Here is a 14,167-nt window from a genome sequence, read left to right as displayed (position 1 = left end):
CTGATCATGTTGCACCGCCTGACCTTGTGCATTTCTGCCCTCATAGCCTTGTTTTTTGTTGCCGCCTTGCCGGCACGCGCTTTCGACACAAGGGCAACATCGGCCTACGTGCTGGACGTGACCACCGGAACAGTCCTTTTAGAGAAGAACGCAGAAGTTCCCCTGCCCCCTGCGTCGATGTCCAAGCTGATGACAGTAAACATGCTGTTTGAAGCGCTGGCAGATGGCCGCGTGACGTTGTCGACCCCCTTTGGAGTGTCGGATCGCGCTGCAAATATGGGCGGATCGACCATGTTTTTGACTCAAGGTGATCGCCCAACTGTCGAGGATTTGATCCAGGGGATCATCGTGCAGTCTGGAAATGACGCCTGCGTTGCCGTAGCTGAGGGGCTCGCAGGTACGGAAGAAGCATTTGCGCGTATGATGACAGATCGTGCAAGCGCCTTGGGCCTTAGGCAATCAACTTTCGCAAATGCCTCGGGCTGGCCGCATCCAATGCAGCGCATGTCAATGAAGGATCTGGCCCTGTTGGCACGCCACCTGATTGTCGATTTCCCTGACTACTACCGCTACTTCGCGCAGACTGAGTATCACTATAAGGACCGCGCGCCCGACAACCGCTTCAATCGCAACCCTCTGCTACGCCTCGGGATTGGGGCTGATGGTCTGAAAACGGGCCACACACAAGAAGCTGGTTATGGATTGGTCGGATCAGCACGCCAAGGTGATCGTCGCATCGTCTTCGTGATCTCGGGAATGGGATCTGAAAAAGAACGCGCCGAAGAGGCCGAGGCCATCGTGAACTGGGCCTTCCGTCAGTTCACGATGAAAACCACCGTCAAAGCAGGTCAACGCGTTGCAGAAGCTCCTGTCTGGTTGGGGTCCAGTGAAACTGTAGGGCTGGTTCCAGCCGAGGATGTAAACCTATTGATCCCGGCAGGTCAGCGTGACGGAATTAGCGCTACGATCAACTGGACCGGCCCGATCCCGGCCCCGATCGCACAGGGTCAAGAACTGGCGCAGATGGTGATCAGCCGTGACGGGCTGAGCGACACGGTCATTCCCCTTTACGCCGAACGGGGGGTGGGAAATGCGGGCTATACGACACGCCTGACCACTGCTGCTACCAAGCTTCTGGCACATCTGATGGGCAATGATGCACCGCCTCTGCCCGTCGAACCCGGTGCGACGACCGCCACGAATTAATCTGGCATGAGCGGAGTTTTCATCAGTTTCGAGGGCATCGACGGCTCGGGCAAGTCCACGCAGGCCCGTCTGCTGGCGGATGCGCTGCGCGATGCGGGCCACGACGTGGTTTTGACGCGCGAGCCCGGCGGTTCAGCTGGGGCTGAAGAAATCCGCGCCCTTGTATTGGAAGGCGACCCCGATCGCTGGTCGGCGGAAACCGAACTTTTACTGTTCACAGCAGCGCGTCGTGACCATCTGGAACGCCTGATCGACCCAGCCTTGGCCGAAGGCAAAATTGTCATCACCGACCGTTTCGCCGACAGCACCCGCATGTATCAAGGCACACGATCCGGTGACAAGCGCGCGCAGGTGGATGCCTTGCATGATCTGATGATCGGGCGCGAGCCCGACGTGACATTCCTGATCGACATGGACCCAGATCTGGGCCACGCCCGCGCAAAGGGCCGTGGTGGCACCGAAGAACGGTTCGAAGATTTCGGGGCCGAGTTGCAACACAAGATGCGTGCGGGATTTCTGGGATTGGCAAAAGGCCACCCCGAACGTTTCCGCGTGATTGATGGCACGCGCGACATCAGCACTGTGGCCGCTGATGTGCTGGCCAGCGCGCTGGCTGACATCAAGGCCCACGCATGAGCTCCGCCCAAGATGACATCCCGCAGCCTGACAAGATTGAAGGCGCGCCACATCCGCGTGAAGCCGTTCGCCTGATCGGACAGGATGCGGCCGAGCAGTCTTTTCTGACTGCGTTTAATTCAGACCGGATGCACCACGGCTGGCTGATATCTGGCCCGCGCGGCGTGGGCAAAGCGACGCTTGCTTGGCGCATCGCGCGGTTCCTGCTGGCGACACCCGCGGATGACGGCGGTATGTTCGCGGCCCCTGCCCCGGACACGCTCGACATTTCACCCGACCACCCAGTCGCACATCGCATCGCCGCCCTGTCCGAACCGGGCCTGTTCCTGCTGCGCCGTCCGTGGGACGAGAAGGCAAAGCGCCTGAAGAACGAGATCACCGTGGACGAGGTGCGGAAGCTGAAAAGCTTCTTTGCCCTGTCCTCGGCAGGTGGCGGGCGTCGCGTGGTCATCGTCGATGTCGCCGACGAGATGAACACAAACGCCGCCAACGCGCTTCTGAAACTGCTGGAAGAACCACCCGAGGGCGCGGTGCTGCTGTTGATCAGCCACCAACCCTCGCGGCTTCTGCCCACCATCCGTTCGCGCTGTCGCGAGCTGCGCTTGCCACCCTTGGCCCCAGACGCGCTGTCACAAGTCATGGCTGGGTTAGAGGAAACACCCTCGGCGGATGAGGTTTTGCGCTTGAACGAACTGGCCGCGGGATCGGCAGGTGACGCGCTGCGCCTTTTGCACCTGAATGGTCTGGGCACCTATGCAGACCTGGTGCAGATCTTTCAGTCCCGCGACTTCGACCGGCCACGTGCGTTGAAACTGGCGGAAAGCGCCGTGGGCAAGGCAAATGCCGACCGGTTCGCGCTGATCTTGCAATTGTTTGACCTCTTTCTGGCGCGATTGGCGCGTCATGGGGCGGGCTTCCACCCGGCAGCTGAAGCCGCTCCGGGCGAAGCAGCATGTCTGGCGCGTTTGTCGCCCAACCCGCACGCCGCTCGTGCTTGGGCCAGTCTGCAACAAGAATTGTCGGCCCGTGCAGGACATGGGCGTGCCGTGAACCTTGACCCTGCTGCGCTCATCCTTGATATGGTTTTCAGGATCAACGATACGGCCGGAAAGCTGGCCGCCTGAGGCAAGGACGCCCCCGATGAGCACGCCCAAGATTACCGACAGCCATTGCCATCTGGATTTCCCCGATTTCGAAGGCCGTCTGGATGAGGTCATCGCCAACGCCGCCGAAGCTGGCGTCGCCCGAATGGTCACGATCTGCACCAGGATGGCCAATCTGGCGCAGGTGCAGCCCATTGCCGAAGCGCATGCGCCCATCTTCTTTGCCGCCGCCACACACCCGATGAGCGTGGCGTCCGAACCCATGGTCTCGGTCGAGGAACTGGTGGCCCTTGCCGCCCACCCCAAATTCGTGGGCATCGGGGAAACTGGGCTCGACTATCACTACACCGCCGAAAGCCGCGACGTACAGATCGAAAGCCTTTTGGTTCACATCGAAGCTGCGCGCCAAACGGGCCTACCGCTGATAATTCACTCGCGCGATGCCGATGACGACATGGCGCGCATCCTGACCGAGGAACACGCCAAGGGCGCGTTTGACTGCGTGATGCATTGCTTCAGTTCTGGCCCTGAACTGGCACAGGCCGCGCTGGATCTGGGCTTTTACCTGTCCATGTCCGGCATCGCCGCCTTCCCGCGCAGCAAAGTGGTGCGTGATATCTTCGCCGCCGCCCCCGTGGACCGCATTCTGGTCGAGACCGACGCCCCCTATCTTGCCCCTCCACCGCATCGCGGGAAACGCAACGAGCCCGCTTTCACGGTACACACGGCCAAAGTCGGGGCCGAACTTTATGGCCTGAGCTACGAAGACTTCGCAGCCCAGACCGAAGCGAATTTCGAACAGCTTTTCGCCAAGGCCGCCGCCTATGAGGTTCCTGCATGAATGCGCTGTCACCCGGAACTCATTTCACCATCCTTGGATGCGGATCCTCGGGAGGAGTGCCGCGTTTGGGCGGCAACTGGGGCGATTGCGATCCCGGCAACCCTAAGAACCGCCGCACACGCTGTTCTGCGCTGGTGACGCGCGTTGGCGACGATGGTGGCGTGACCCGCGTGCTGATCGATACCTCGCCTGACATGCGCAGCCAGCTGCTGGATGCGGACGTCGGCGCGCTGGACGCGGTGGTCTATACCCACAGCCACGCCGACCACATGCATGGCATCGATGACCTGCGGATGATCGTCTATAACATGCGCAAGCGCGTTCCCGTCTGGGCCGACAGCCCCACGCAAACCGCACTGATGTCGCGCTTTGGCTATGCATTTGTGCAGCCCGAAGGGTCAAGCTATCCGCCCATTCTGGACTTACACACCATCAACAGCGACGTGGTGATCGGGGGCGCAGGCGGCGGAATCCGACTGACCCCGTTCAAGGTGCGCCACGGCAACATGGACTCGCTTGGGTTCCGCATCGGCGATCTGGCCTATTTGCCTGATGTCAGTGCAATCCCTGAAGATGTGACCCACATCCTGCAAGGGCTTGAGACTTTTGTCATCGACGCCCTGCGCCGCACGCCCCACCCGACCCATTTCAGTCTGGATGATGCGCTCCACTGGATTTCCCAAACCGGGGCCAAGCAAGGTGTCCTGACCAACATGCATATCGATCTGGACCATGCGACAGTCGAGGCCGAGACCCCCGGAAATGTCATCGCAGCCTTTGACGGGATGGTTTTACCCATTCAGCATCCATGAATGCACTGATCGACATCATTCTACCGGTTTTTTTAGTGGTCGGGTTTGGCTATGCCGTGCGATGGCGCAATATCCTGTCTGACGGCGCAATTGACGGGTTGATGACATTCGCGCAAAGCGTTGCCATCCCTTGTTTATTGTTTCTGGCCATTGCCCGTCTGGATTTGAAGGCCGAATTCAACGCACCGCTACTTCTTAGTTTCTATACAGGCGCCTTGGCGGGGTTCTTTGCTGGCCTCTTGGCCGCGCGGTTCCTGTTTGGACGTCCTTGGACGGATGCGGTAGCGATCGGATTTGTTTCGCTGTTCTCGAACTCGCTTCTGCTGGGCCTGCCCATCACCGAACGCGCCTTCGGTCCTGACGCCTTGGCTGGAAACTATGCTATCATCGCGATCCACGCACCGTTTTGTTATGCCGTCGGCATCACCGCGATGGAGATCGCACGCGCGCAAGGGGCTGGTCCATTGCAAACTTTGCGCCAGATCGGGCGCGCGATGTCACGAAATATTCTGGTACTGGCCATCGCAGCAGGCTTTGTCGTGAACCTGACCGGCCTGCCCCTGCCCGGCGTTTTGGTCGAGGCCCTGTCCCTTGTGGGGCGCGCCGCGTTGCCGACTGCACTGTTTGCATTGGGAGGCGTATTGTACCTGTATCGCCCCGAGGGTGATTTGAAAATTGTGGCGTTCCTGTGCCTCGTCTCGCTCGTCGTGCATCCTGCGATTACGTGGGGGTTAGGCAGCGCATTCTCGCTGGAAACAGATGCCTTTCGGTCCGCCATCCTGACCGCCGCCAGCGCGCCGGGCATCAACGCATATGTCTTTGCAAACCTCTATGGCGTGGGCAAACGTGTCGCGGCCACGACGGTTCTGGTTGGCACAGCGCTGTCCATTTTCACCGTTTGGGGTTGGCTTACCCTTTTGGGCGCTTCCTGACCGCCCAAACCGCCGCTTTCCTAGGTATTGTTACGAATAGAGCCGCGAGATGCACTTCTCGTAACATATCTATTGTGACGAATCGCAATTCCATCTATATTCGACCAAACGGTCAGCAATACTCCAAGCCGCCGCTCTTTCTTCCTGTGCTGCGCTTGGACCTTCCAGGAGGGATATATGGAAGCTTTCATCTGCGACGCAGTGCGTACCCCGATCGGTCGATATGGCGGAGCACTGTCCAGTGTTCGCGCTGACGACCTTGCAGCACTTCCCATCGCCGCTTTGAAAGAGCGTAACCCCGATGTGGACTGGGCGTCGATTGATGACGTGATCTATGGCTCGGCCAACCAGGCAGGCGAAGACAACCGCAACGTGGCGCGTATGGCGGCCCTTCTGGCGGGTCTGCCGGTCGAGGTTCCGGGCACCACGATTAACCGCCTGTGTGCCTCGGGCATGGATGCGGTCGGCATGGCCGCGCGTGGGATCAAGGCAGGCGACTATGACCTCTGCATCGCAGGCGGTGTCGAAAGCATGAGCCGCGCGCCCTTCGTGATGCCGAAAGCCACCAACGCATTCACACGCGCCAACGCAGTCTATGACACCACCATCGGCTGGCGCTTCGTGAACCCGAAAATGGATAAGCTGCACGGCACCCATTCAATGCCGCAAACTGCAGACAATGTGGCCGAGGACTATAATGTCAGTCGCGAAGACCAAGACGCGTTTGCCGCCCGCAGCCAAGCCCGCTGGGCCGCCGCGCATAAGGCTGGCATGTTTGCAGACGAGATCATTCCGGTGACCATCCCGCAGCGCAAAGGCGATCCGGTTGTGGTCGACACCGATGAACACCCCCGCCCCGGCACCTCGGCTGAGAAGTTGTCTGGCCTGCGCGGCGTGAACGGCCCAGATCTGACGGTTACCGCAGGCAATGCCTCGGGCGTGAACGATGGCGCGGCCGCGATGTTGATTGCCTCGGAAGCGGCCGCAAACGCCAACAACCTGAAACCGATGGCCCGCGTGGTCGCCATGCAGGCAGCAGGTGTTGCGCCCCGCGTCATGGGCATCGGCCCCGTCCCCGCCAGCCGCAAAGCGCTGGACAAAGCCGGGCTGACCATCGACCAGATCGATGTGATAGAACTGAACGAAGCGTTCGCAAGCCAAGGGCTTGCCACGCTGCGCGAACTGGGTGTCGCGGATGATGATCCGCGCGTGAACCCGAACGGCGGTGCAATTGCACTGGGCCACCCGCTGGGCATGTCCGGCGCGCGCCTTGTGCTGACCGCCGCGTATCAACTTCAACGCACAGGTGGGCGCTATGCGCTGTGCACCATGTGCGTGGGTGTCGGACAGGGTGTTGCCCTTATTCTGGAAAGGATCTGACCATGTATGCTCAATTGGTGAAAACCGCAGGCACTGGCGTGAAGACCCGCGAGGAAATGTCTGACGAGGAACGGAATTTTCAAGATCGCGTGGACCGCGATGAAAAGATCGAACCCAAGGATTGGATGCCGGACGACTATCGCGCCACGCTGATCCGTCAGATCGGTCAGCACGCGCACTCGGAAATCGTTGGCCAGCTGCCGGAAGGCAACTGGATCACCCGCGCGCCCACGTTAGAGCGCAAGGCGATCCTGCTGGCGAAAGTACAGGACGAGGCTGGCCACGGGCTGTACCTCTATTGCGCTGCCGAAACGCTGGGTGTCAGCCGCGATGAGCTGACCGAGGAACTGCTGTCCGGCCGCATGAAGTATTCGTCGATCTTCAACTACCCCACGCTGAACTGGGCCGATATCGGCGCGGTTGGCTGGCTGGTTGATGGCGCGGCGATCATGAACCAGGTTCCACTGCAGCGGACATCCTATGGGCCGTATTCGCGCGCGATGATCCGCATCTGTAAGGAAGAAAGCTTCCACCAGCGCCAAGGCTACGACATCATGATGAAGATGGCCGAAGGCAGTGAAGCGCAGCGCCGTATGGCACAGGATGCGCTGAACCGCTTCTGGTATCCGTCCCTGATGATGTTCGGCCCATCAGACAAAGACAGTGTGCATTCGGCACAGTCGCTGGCTTGGAAGATCAAGATCGACACCAATGACGAACTGCGTCAGCGCTTTGTTGACCAGACCGTTCCGCAGGCGAAATACCTTGGCCTGACCATTCCGGACGAAAACCTGAAATGGAACGAGGAACGTGGCGCCCACGATTTCTCGGAACCAGATTGGGCCGAGTTCTTCAACGTCATCAAGGGCAAAGGCCCCTGCAACGTCGAACGCATGGAAGCACGTGTAAACGCTTGGGAAGACGGCGCATGGGTGCGCGACGGTCTTCTGGCCCATGGCCGCAAGAAATCCGCAGCACGTACAGCCGCCGAATAAGGAGAGATCACATGTCGAAAGAATGGCCCCTTTGGGAAGTATTCATCCGCGGCCAGCATGGTCTGAGCCACCGTCACGTGGGCAGCCTGCACGCGCCTGACGCTGAAATGGCGATCAAGAACGCGCGCGATGTCTATACCCGCCGCAACGAAGGCGTGTCGCTTTGGGTGGTCGAAGCCCAACACATCGCCGCCTCTTCCCCGGAAGAAAAAGGTCCGCTGTACGAGCCCTCGAACTCGAAGGTTTATCGTCACCCGACCTTCTTCGACATTCCTGACGAAGTGGGGCACATGTGATGGCAGACCAAAAAGCTCTTTTCGAATTCCTGCTGAGGATGGGCGACAACAGCCTGATCCTTGGCCACCGCGTTAGCGAATGGTGCGGACTGTCGCCAGTGTTAGAGGAAGACATCGCGCTGGCAAACACCGCGTTGGACTTGATCGGCCAGACACAGTTCTGGCTGGGTCTTGCAGGCGAAGTTGAAGGCAAAGCCCGTTCAGCGGACGATCTGGCTTTCCTGCGCGACGCCTGGGATTTCCGCAACGTGTTGTTGGTCGAACTGCCAAATGGCGATTTCGGCCAGACCCTGATGCGTCAGTTCCTTTATGACGCGTGGTCCTCGATCATGCTGGGCCGTTTGATGACCTCCTCCGACGCCCGCGTCGCCGAGATCGCGGCCAAGGCGTCCAAAGAAGTGGCCTATCACGTGGAACGCTCCGGCGACACGGTGGTCGGACTGGGTGATGGCACCGAGGAAAGCCACAAGCGGATGCAGGCAGCACTTGATTACCTTTGGCCCTATGTGGGCGAGATGTTTGACGGCGACGAGGTCGACGCAGCCATGGTCGCAGCTGGCATCGCGCCGGATCCGGCTGGGTTGCGCGAAGAATATGACGCCTTCGTTGGCAAAGTTCTGAACCAAGCCACGCTGACGGTGCCCACCGACGTGTTCCACCACAAAGGCGGACGCACCGGGTATATGCACACCGAGCATCTGGGCCACCTTCTGACCAGCATGCAATGGTTGCAGCGCGCCTATCCGGGCGCGACCTGGTAAGATGGATCAGCCGACTGTTGATACGATCTGGGATTGGCTGGATCAGGTGCCCGACCCCGAGATCCCCGTGATCTCGTTAGTTGATCTGGGCATCATCCGGGATGTTCGGTGGGAAGGCGACATGCTGAATGTCGCCGTCACCCCCACCTATTCCGGCTGCCCGGCCACCTCGATCATCAACATCGACATCGAAACCGCGTTGCGCGACCGCGGGATCGAAAAGCTGACCCTGACACAGCAACTGTCCCCTCCGTGGACCACCGATTGGCTGACGGAGAAGGGCAAAGCGAAGCTTGAAGAATACGGCATCGCCCCGCCCTCGCCCAAAGGTGAACCCGATCGCTGCCCCAATTGCGGCGGCCACGATCTGGAACGCACCAGCCAATTCGGCTCGACCCCATGCAAGGCGCTCTGGCGATGCCGCGACTGCCTTGAACCCTTTGATTACTTCAAGTGCATCTAGGAGACACCCATGGCGCGCTTCTACAGCCTTACCGTGACCGACATTCAGAAAACCATCCGCGATGCGGTGGTGGTGACGCTCACGCCTGACGACCCCGAGGCCTTTGACTTCACCCAAGGCCAATACATCACCTTCCGTCGCGACTTTGACGGGCAAGAACTGCGCCGCTCCTACTCGATCTGTTCGGGTCTGGATGATGGCAAGCTGCAGGTGGGCATCAAACGTGTCGACGGCGGTGCGTTTTCGACTTGGGCCAATGAAGAGCTGGCCCAAGGCGCGATGATCGAAGCCATGCCCCCCATGGGCAACTTCCACGTGCCCTTGGATGCGGCCACCAACCGCCACTATCTGGGCTTTGCCGGTGGGTCGGGCATTACGCCGGTTCTGTCGATCATCAAGACCACGCTGGCACGCGAGCCGCAGTCTGAATTCACACTGGTCTACGCCAATAAGGCCGTGACCACGATCATGTTCCGCGAGGAACTGGAAGACCTGAAGAACCGCTATTTGGGCCGCTTCAACGTGATCCATATCCTTGAAAGCGACGCGCAGGAGATTGACCTGTTCACCGGTCTGGTGGACGAGGCGAAATGTGCCGCTCTGTTCAAGAACTGGATCGACATCAAATCCGTCGACACAGCGTTCATCTGTGGTCCCGAGCCGATGATGTTGGGGATCGCCAAGGCGCTGCGCGATCACGGGTTGGACGATGCGCAGATCAAGTTTGAACTGTTTGCATCAAGCCAGCCGGGCCGCGCGGCCAAAAAAGCCGCCAGCAAAACAGCGGCGAGCGGTGATGGCATCGAGGCTGTGATCGCCATGGACGGCGCCAGCCGCACCATCACAATGGACGGCGAAACGTCGATCCTGGACGCGGCTTTGGCCAACGACATGGACGCGCCATACGCCTGTAAGGCCGGCGTTTGTTCGACCTGCCGCTGTAAGGTTCTGGAAGGCGACGTGGACATGATCACCAACCACGCGCTGGAAGATTACGAGGTCGAGAAAGGCTATGTCCTTTCCTGCCAATCCTATGTCCGCTCGGGCAAAGTCGTCGTCGATTTCGATCAATAAGGAGCCCCCCCATGTCAGAGATGAGCATCACCGATTATCTGGCGCAGGGCGGTGTCCTGACCAACCCCGAAAACGTCCCCGCGCGTTATCGCGCCGAGCTGATGCGTCTGATGGCCACCTTTGTGGACAGCGCGCTGGCAGGGGCTGCAGGCTTTGCCGACATCATCAATGATGGCCCGGGCATCAAAGAGCGCATCGCGGCGGCCAAGATCGTGCTGGAAAAGACCGACAATGCCGACAAGGTTCTGTCGATCATGGGCGATTTCGGCGCCAACACCGCGCGTTACGCCAACCACCATCCGTGGACCGATCGTCTGGAACGTGACGCCGATATCGGCACCTCGCGCACCGACACGGATATGCGCCTGTCGGTCTTCAACTACCCGATGCAGGGCTGGTCGGATGCCGTGGTCATGAACCTTCTGATGGGTCTGGCCGTGGGCGTGCAGATGAGCGAGTTCAAGCGCGTCTCTTATGCCCCATTGGCCGAAGCCTTCCGCGCTGTCAGCCCGGTCGAAGCTCGTCACGCCGAACTGGCCGCCGAAGGCATTGAACGGTTGGTCGAAACCGGCACCAACAAAGCCGACCTGCAAGCCAGCGTCGACTATTGGTGGCCCCGTGTGGCGGCAAGCTTCGGCAATGATGTGTCGACCCGCGCCAGCCAGCTGCAAGCCTTCGGCCTACGCCATTCCACCAACGCGGAACTGCGCGAGGAATGGGAAGCGGCGGCAGCCACCACCTTGGACAAACTGGGGCTGAGCGCGCCGTAAGCGCCCGCCCACCCGAATACGAACAGAGGACAGAGCATGACCCTGATGAAAGTCTCCAGCTTCGCGGCTGGTCAATGGATCGCACCGGGCGCAAATGCCCGCCCCATCGCCTCGGCCATCACCGGGCTGCCGCTTGCTGAAGCAGGTGGCGCCGATCTGGATATGCAGGCGATGATCGACTATGCGCGTGATAAAGGCGGCCCTGCCCTGCGCGAGATGGGCTTTCATGACCGTGCCAAGATGCTGAAAGCACTGGCAATGGAATTGGGTCAGCACAAACAAGAGCTTTACGACCTCAGCTTCGACACTGGGGCCACGCAATCGGACCACATGATCGACATCGATGGCGGTGTGGGCACCGTGTTCGTCTTCGCCTCAAAAGGCCGTCGCGAGATGCCGGACGGTAAAGTCTATATCGATGGCGAGATCGAGCAGCTGTCGCGCAACGGCACCTTCCTTGGCATGCACATCGCGACCCCGCTGCAGGGCGTGGCCGTCCACATCAACGCGTTCAACTTCCCGGTCTGGGGCATGCTGGAAAAGCTGGCCCCGACGCTTCTGGCCGGTGTGCCTGCCATCGTGAAGCCCGCGACGGCAACGTCCTATGTGACCGAAGCCGCCGTGCGCATCATGTTGGACAGCGGCATCCTGCCCGAGGGCGCATTGCAGCTGATTTCCGGTGGCACGGGCGACCTTTTGGACCGTCTGGGTCCGCAGGATATCGTCAGCTTCACTGGGTCTGCTCAGACCGCGTCGATGCTGCGATCGAACCCGAACATCCTGAAAAACTCGGTCCGCTTTGTCGCCGAACAGGACAGTCTGAACGCGTCAATTTTGGGCCCGGACGTCACACCCAGCACCGCGGAATTTGACCTCTTCATCAAAGAAGTACACCGCGAGATGACGACGAAGGCCGGTCAGAAATGTACTGCCATCCGCCGTATCATCGCGCCAGAAGATCAGGTCCAGAATGTAATCGAGGCGCTGTCGGCCCGTCTGGACAAAACCGTGATCGGTGACCCGCGCGCGGACGGTGTGCGCATGGGCGCTCTGGTCTCGGCTGGGCAGAAAGTCGACGTGCTGGAAAAAGCAGCGGCCATCGGGTCGGAAAGCAAGCTGGTCTACGGCAACCCGGACGACAATGACTTCGCTGGGGACGTGGATGCGGGCGCCTTCGTGAAGCCAATGCTGTTCCATTGCGAAACCCCAGACACCGCGACCATCGTACACGAATGCGAGGCGTTCGGCCCCGTCTCGACCATCATGGGTTACCGCGACATCGCCCATGCGATCGAACTTGCGAACAAGGGCGAAGGCTCGTTGGTCGCCTCGGTCATCACCGGATCTGGCGACGTGGCCCGCGACGTGGCCATGGGCGCGGGTGCCTTCCACGGGCGGCTTTACTTCAACAACGCCACCTCGATGAAGGAATCGACCGGCCACGGATCGCCCCTGCCCCACATGGTGCATGGCGGCCCCGGTCGTGCTGGCGGCGGCGAGGAAATGGGCGGCGTGCGTGGCGTGTTGCACTATATGCAGCGCACCGCCATTCAGGGCAGCCCGGACATCCTGACCTCGATCTGTGGGCGCTGGGTGCCCGGATCCACCGAGATCACCGGCCCGGCCCACCCGTTCACCCGCAAATATGGCGAGCTGTCGATCGGTGAGACGCTGCACACCAAATCGCGCAAAGTCACTTTGGCGGATATCGAGAAGTTCGCCCACTTCACCGGTGACACATTCTATGCGCATATGGACAGCGAAGCCGCGAAACGGAACCCGTTCTTCCCGGAACGCGTGGCACATGGCTATCTGCTGCTGTCCTTCGCCGCTGGTCTGTTTGTCGAACCCAACGAAGGCCCTGTTCTGGCCAACACCGGCCTTGACAACCTGCGCTTCATGAAGCCGGTCGAGGCCGGGGACAGCATGAAAGTGCGCTTGACCGTGAAGGCCAAAACCCGCAGGACCGACGAATACGGCGAAGTGCGCTGGCATGTCACCCTGACCAATCAGGATGACGATCTGGTCGCCGAGTACGAATTGCTGACGATGAACGCCTATTGAGGACATGATGCCCCACACTGACCCGCTGACAGACACGCTGGCGCTTTTGCGCGACAGCAGCGATCTGCGCGTGTGGTCGGTGATCATCACGTTGATGGGGGATCTGACGATGACGGGAACGCCGGATGCAAATGCGCCAGGCGTTTCCGGTCAGGCGTTGGGAAAGATCATGTCCGCGATTGGGATCCGCCCCGAAGCCACCCGCGTCGCATTGCACCGCCTGCGCAAAGATGGCTGGATTGACAGCACTCGACATGGACGGCGATCGGTATATCGCTTGTCTGAAAACGGTTTAGGTCAAACCCGATCCGTCGCCGACCGCATCTACGGCCCTGCCCGTACAGCCCCGGATCGCTGGCACTTGGTCGCCCTGCCCCCACACACCGAAGATGATGGGCGTTTCGTTGCCCTGATTGCCGAGGGCTTTAGCGAGGTGCTGCCCGGCGTTTTCCTTGGCGAGAAAGCGCCGCAAACCATAGGCGATGCGCTGCACCTATCAGACTCGCAGATGCGTCTGCCAGATTGGGTCACGCAACGGCTGGCCCCTGCAAAGTTGCGCAATGATATCGCACAGTTGCAAATTGCAATTTCACGACTAAACCAAGGCACACTGCCCAGGTTACCCGTCCTAGACCGCACCGCCCTCCGCTTGGTTTTACTGCACGAATGGCGGCGAATTGCCCTGCGCCTGCCGGACCTTCCCGTCGAAGCGCTGTGCCCCGAGCTTCAAGTGCGCGCGGATCTGCAATCGATCCTGACGACACTTGGACCAGTCCAGATCGATGCACTAACCGAGACGTAAAAAAGACCCCGCGCGTTATGCTCGGGGCCCTG

The 14,167-nt window shown here is 60.3% G+C and carries 15 protein-coding genes; all 15 read left to right on the top strand.

Annotated elements, in window-relative coordinates; all coding sequences use genetic code 11:
* Positions 1-6 precede the first annotated feature (6 nt).
* The 15 genes from FIL88_RS03795 (at position 7) to FIL88_RS03725 (ending at position 14,135) form a co-directional block, all read left to right on the top strand.
* A complete protein-coding gene (locus FIL88_RS03795) occupies positions 7-1,206 on the top strand; it encodes a D-alanyl-D-alanine carboxypeptidase family protein (protein WP_142852470.1) in 1,200 nt (399 codons plus the stop codon).
* Positions 1,207-1,212: 6 nt separating this feature from the next.
* Positions 1,213-1,842, top strand: coding sequence for a dTMP kinase (gene tmk, locus FIL88_RS03790; protein WP_142852469.1), 630 nt, complete (start codon positions 1,213-1,215; stop codon positions 1,840-1,842).
* Positions 1,839-2,966 (top strand): DNA polymerase III subunit delta', encoded by a 1,128-nt coding sequence (locus FIL88_RS03785; RefSeq protein WP_142852468.1) that lies wholly within the window; start codon positions 1,839-1,841, stop codon positions 2,964-2,966. The genes tmk and FIL88_RS03785 overlap by 4 nt, the downstream gene beginning before the upstream one ends.
* Positions 2,967-2,982: 16 nt before the next feature.
* A complete protein-coding gene (locus FIL88_RS03780) occupies positions 2,983-3,786 on the top strand; it encodes a TatD family hydrolase (RefSeq protein ID WP_142852467.1) in 804 nt (267 codons plus the stop codon).
* Positions 3,783-4,598: an MBL fold metallo-hydrolase gene (locus FIL88_RS03775; RefSeq protein WP_142852466.1), complete on the top strand. Its 816-nt coding sequence runs from the start codon at positions 3,783-3,785 to the stop codon at positions 4,596-4,598. Before FIL88_RS03780 ends, FIL88_RS03775 begins: the two co-directional genes overlap by 4 nt.
* A complete protein-coding gene (locus FIL88_RS03770; RefSeq protein WP_142852465.1) occupies positions 4,595-5,530 on the top strand; it encodes an AEC family transporter in 936 nt (311 codons plus the stop codon). The genes FIL88_RS03775 and FIL88_RS03770 overlap by 4 nt, the downstream gene beginning before the upstream one ends.
* 177 nt (positions 5,531-5,707) lie before the next feature.
* Complete coding sequence (gene pcaF, locus FIL88_RS03765) at positions 5,708-6,910, top strand: 3-oxoadipyl-CoA thiolase (RefSeq protein WP_142852464.1); 1,203 nt, start codon at positions 5,708-5,710, stop codon at positions 6,908-6,910.
* A 2-nt stretch (positions 6,911-6,912) separates the two neighbouring features.
* Positions 6,913-7,905: a 1,2-phenylacetyl-CoA epoxidase subunit PaaA gene (gene paaA / locus FIL88_RS03760; RefSeq protein ID WP_142852463.1), complete on the top strand. Its 993-nt coding sequence runs from the start codon at positions 6,913-6,915 to the stop codon at positions 7,903-7,905.
* Positions 7,906-7,916: 11 nt separating this feature from the next.
* On the top strand, positions 7,917-8,201 hold the full coding sequence (gene paaB, locus FIL88_RS03755) for a 1,2-phenylacetyl-CoA epoxidase subunit PaaB (protein WP_142852462.1): 285 nt from the start codon (positions 7,917-7,919) through the stop codon (positions 8,199-8,201).
* Entirely contained in the window at positions 8,201-8,962 is a 762-nt protein-coding gene (paaC, locus tag FIL88_RS03750) for a 1,2-phenylacetyl-CoA epoxidase subunit PaaC (protein ID WP_142852461.1), read from the top strand. Before paaB ends, paaC begins: the two co-directional genes overlap by 1 nt.
* Position 8,963: 1 nt before the next feature.
* A complete protein-coding gene (gene paaD / locus FIL88_RS03745; protein ID WP_142852460.1) occupies positions 8,964-9,425 on the top strand; it encodes a 1,2-phenylacetyl-CoA epoxidase subunit PaaD in 462 nt (153 codons plus the stop codon).
* A 9-nt stretch (positions 9,426-9,434) separates the two neighbouring features.
* Positions 9,435-10,499, top strand: coding sequence for a 2Fe-2S iron-sulfur cluster-binding protein (locus FIL88_RS03740; RefSeq protein WP_142852459.1), 1,065 nt, complete (start codon positions 9,435-9,437; stop codon positions 10,497-10,499).
* A gap of 11 nt (positions 10,500-10,510) precedes the next feature.
* Positions 10,511-11,269 carry a Phenylacetic acid catabolic protein gene (locus FIL88_RS03735; RefSeq protein WP_142852458.1) on the top strand — a complete coding sequence of 253 codons (759 nt, stop codon included), beginning with the start codon at positions 10,511-10,513 and terminating at the stop codon, positions 11,267-11,269.
* Between the two features lie 36 nt (positions 11,270-11,305).
* The gene (gene paaZ, locus FIL88_RS03730) at positions 11,306-13,333 is read left to right on the top strand and encodes a phenylacetic acid degradation bifunctional protein PaaZ (protein ID WP_142852457.1); all 2,028 of its coding nucleotides are present in this window, start codon (positions 11,306-11,308) and stop codon (positions 13,331-13,333) included.
* Positions 13,334-13,337: 4 nt separating this feature from the next.
* Positions 13,338-14,135, top strand: coding sequence for a PaaX family transcriptional regulator (locus FIL88_RS03725; RefSeq protein ID WP_142852456.1), 798 nt, complete (start codon positions 13,338-13,340; stop codon positions 14,133-14,135).
* Positions 14,136-14,167 lie beyond the last annotated feature (32 nt).

This window comes from Aliiroseovarius halocynthiae (assembly GCF_007004645.1).
Taxonomy (GTDB): Bacteria; Pseudomonadota; Alphaproteobacteria; order Rhodobacterales; family Rhodobacteraceae; genus Aliiroseovarius; species Aliiroseovarius halocynthiae.
This window is presented reverse-complemented; position numbering and strand designations above follow the sequence as displayed.

What these genes read in the sequence shown, in the direction of transcription:
- paaD (WP_142852460.1), top strand. Translation starts at nt 8,964, where the DNA reads ATGGATCAGCCGACTGTTGATACGATCTGGGATTGGCTGGATCAGGTG.
- paaB (WP_142852462.1), top strand. Translation starts at nt 7,917, where the DNA reads ATGTCGAAAGAATGGCCCCTTTGGGAAGTATTCATCCGCGGCCAGCAT.
- FIL88_RS03770 (WP_142852465.1), top strand. Translation starts at nt 4,595, where the DNA reads ATGAATGCACTGATCGACATCATTCTACCGGTTTTTTTAGTGGTCGGG.
- pcaF (WP_142852464.1), top strand. Translation starts at nt 5,708, where the DNA reads ATGGAAGCTTTCATCTGCGACGCAGTGCGTACCCCGATCGGTCGATAT.
- paaC (WP_142852461.1), top strand. Translation starts at nt 8,201, where the DNA reads ATGGCAGACCAAAAAGCTCTTTTCGAATTCCTGCTGAGGATGGGCGAC.
- FIL88_RS03785 (WP_142852468.1), top strand. Translation starts at nt 1,839, where the DNA reads ATGAGCTCCGCCCAAGATGACATCCCGCAGCCTGACAAGATTGAAGGC.
- FIL88_RS03780 (WP_142852467.1), top strand. Translation starts at nt 2,983, where the DNA reads ATGAGCACGCCCAAGATTACCGACAGCCATTGCCATCTGGATTTCCCC.
- paaZ (WP_142852457.1), top strand. Translation starts at nt 11,306, where the DNA reads ATGACCCTGATGAAAGTCTCCAGCTTCGCGGCTGGTCAATGGATCGCA.
- FIL88_RS03740 (WP_142852459.1), top strand. Translation starts at nt 9,435, where the DNA reads ATGGCGCGCTTCTACAGCCTTACCGTGACCGACATTCAGAAAACCATC.
- paaA (WP_142852463.1), top strand. Translation starts at nt 6,913, where the DNA reads ATGTATGCTCAATTGGTGAAAACCGCAGGCACTGGCGTGAAGACCCGC.
- FIL88_RS03725 (WP_142852456.1), top strand. Translation starts at nt 13,338, where the DNA reads ATGATGCCCCACACTGACCCGCTGACAGACACGCTGGCGCTTTTGCGC.
- FIL88_RS03735 (WP_142852458.1), top strand. Translation starts at nt 10,511, where the DNA reads ATGTCAGAGATGAGCATCACCGATTATCTGGCGCAGGGCGGTGTCCTG.
- FIL88_RS03775 (WP_142852466.1), top strand. Translation starts at nt 3,783, where the DNA reads ATGAATGCGCTGTCACCCGGAACTCATTTCACCATCCTTGGATGCGGA.
- tmk (WP_142852469.1), top strand. Translation starts at nt 1,213, where the DNA reads ATGAGCGGAGTTTTCATCAGTTTCGAGGGCATCGACGGCTCGGGCAAG.
- FIL88_RS03795 (WP_142852470.1), top strand. Translation starts at nt 7, where the DNA reads ATGTTGCACCGCCTGACCTTGTGCATTTCTGCCCTCATAGCCTTGTTT.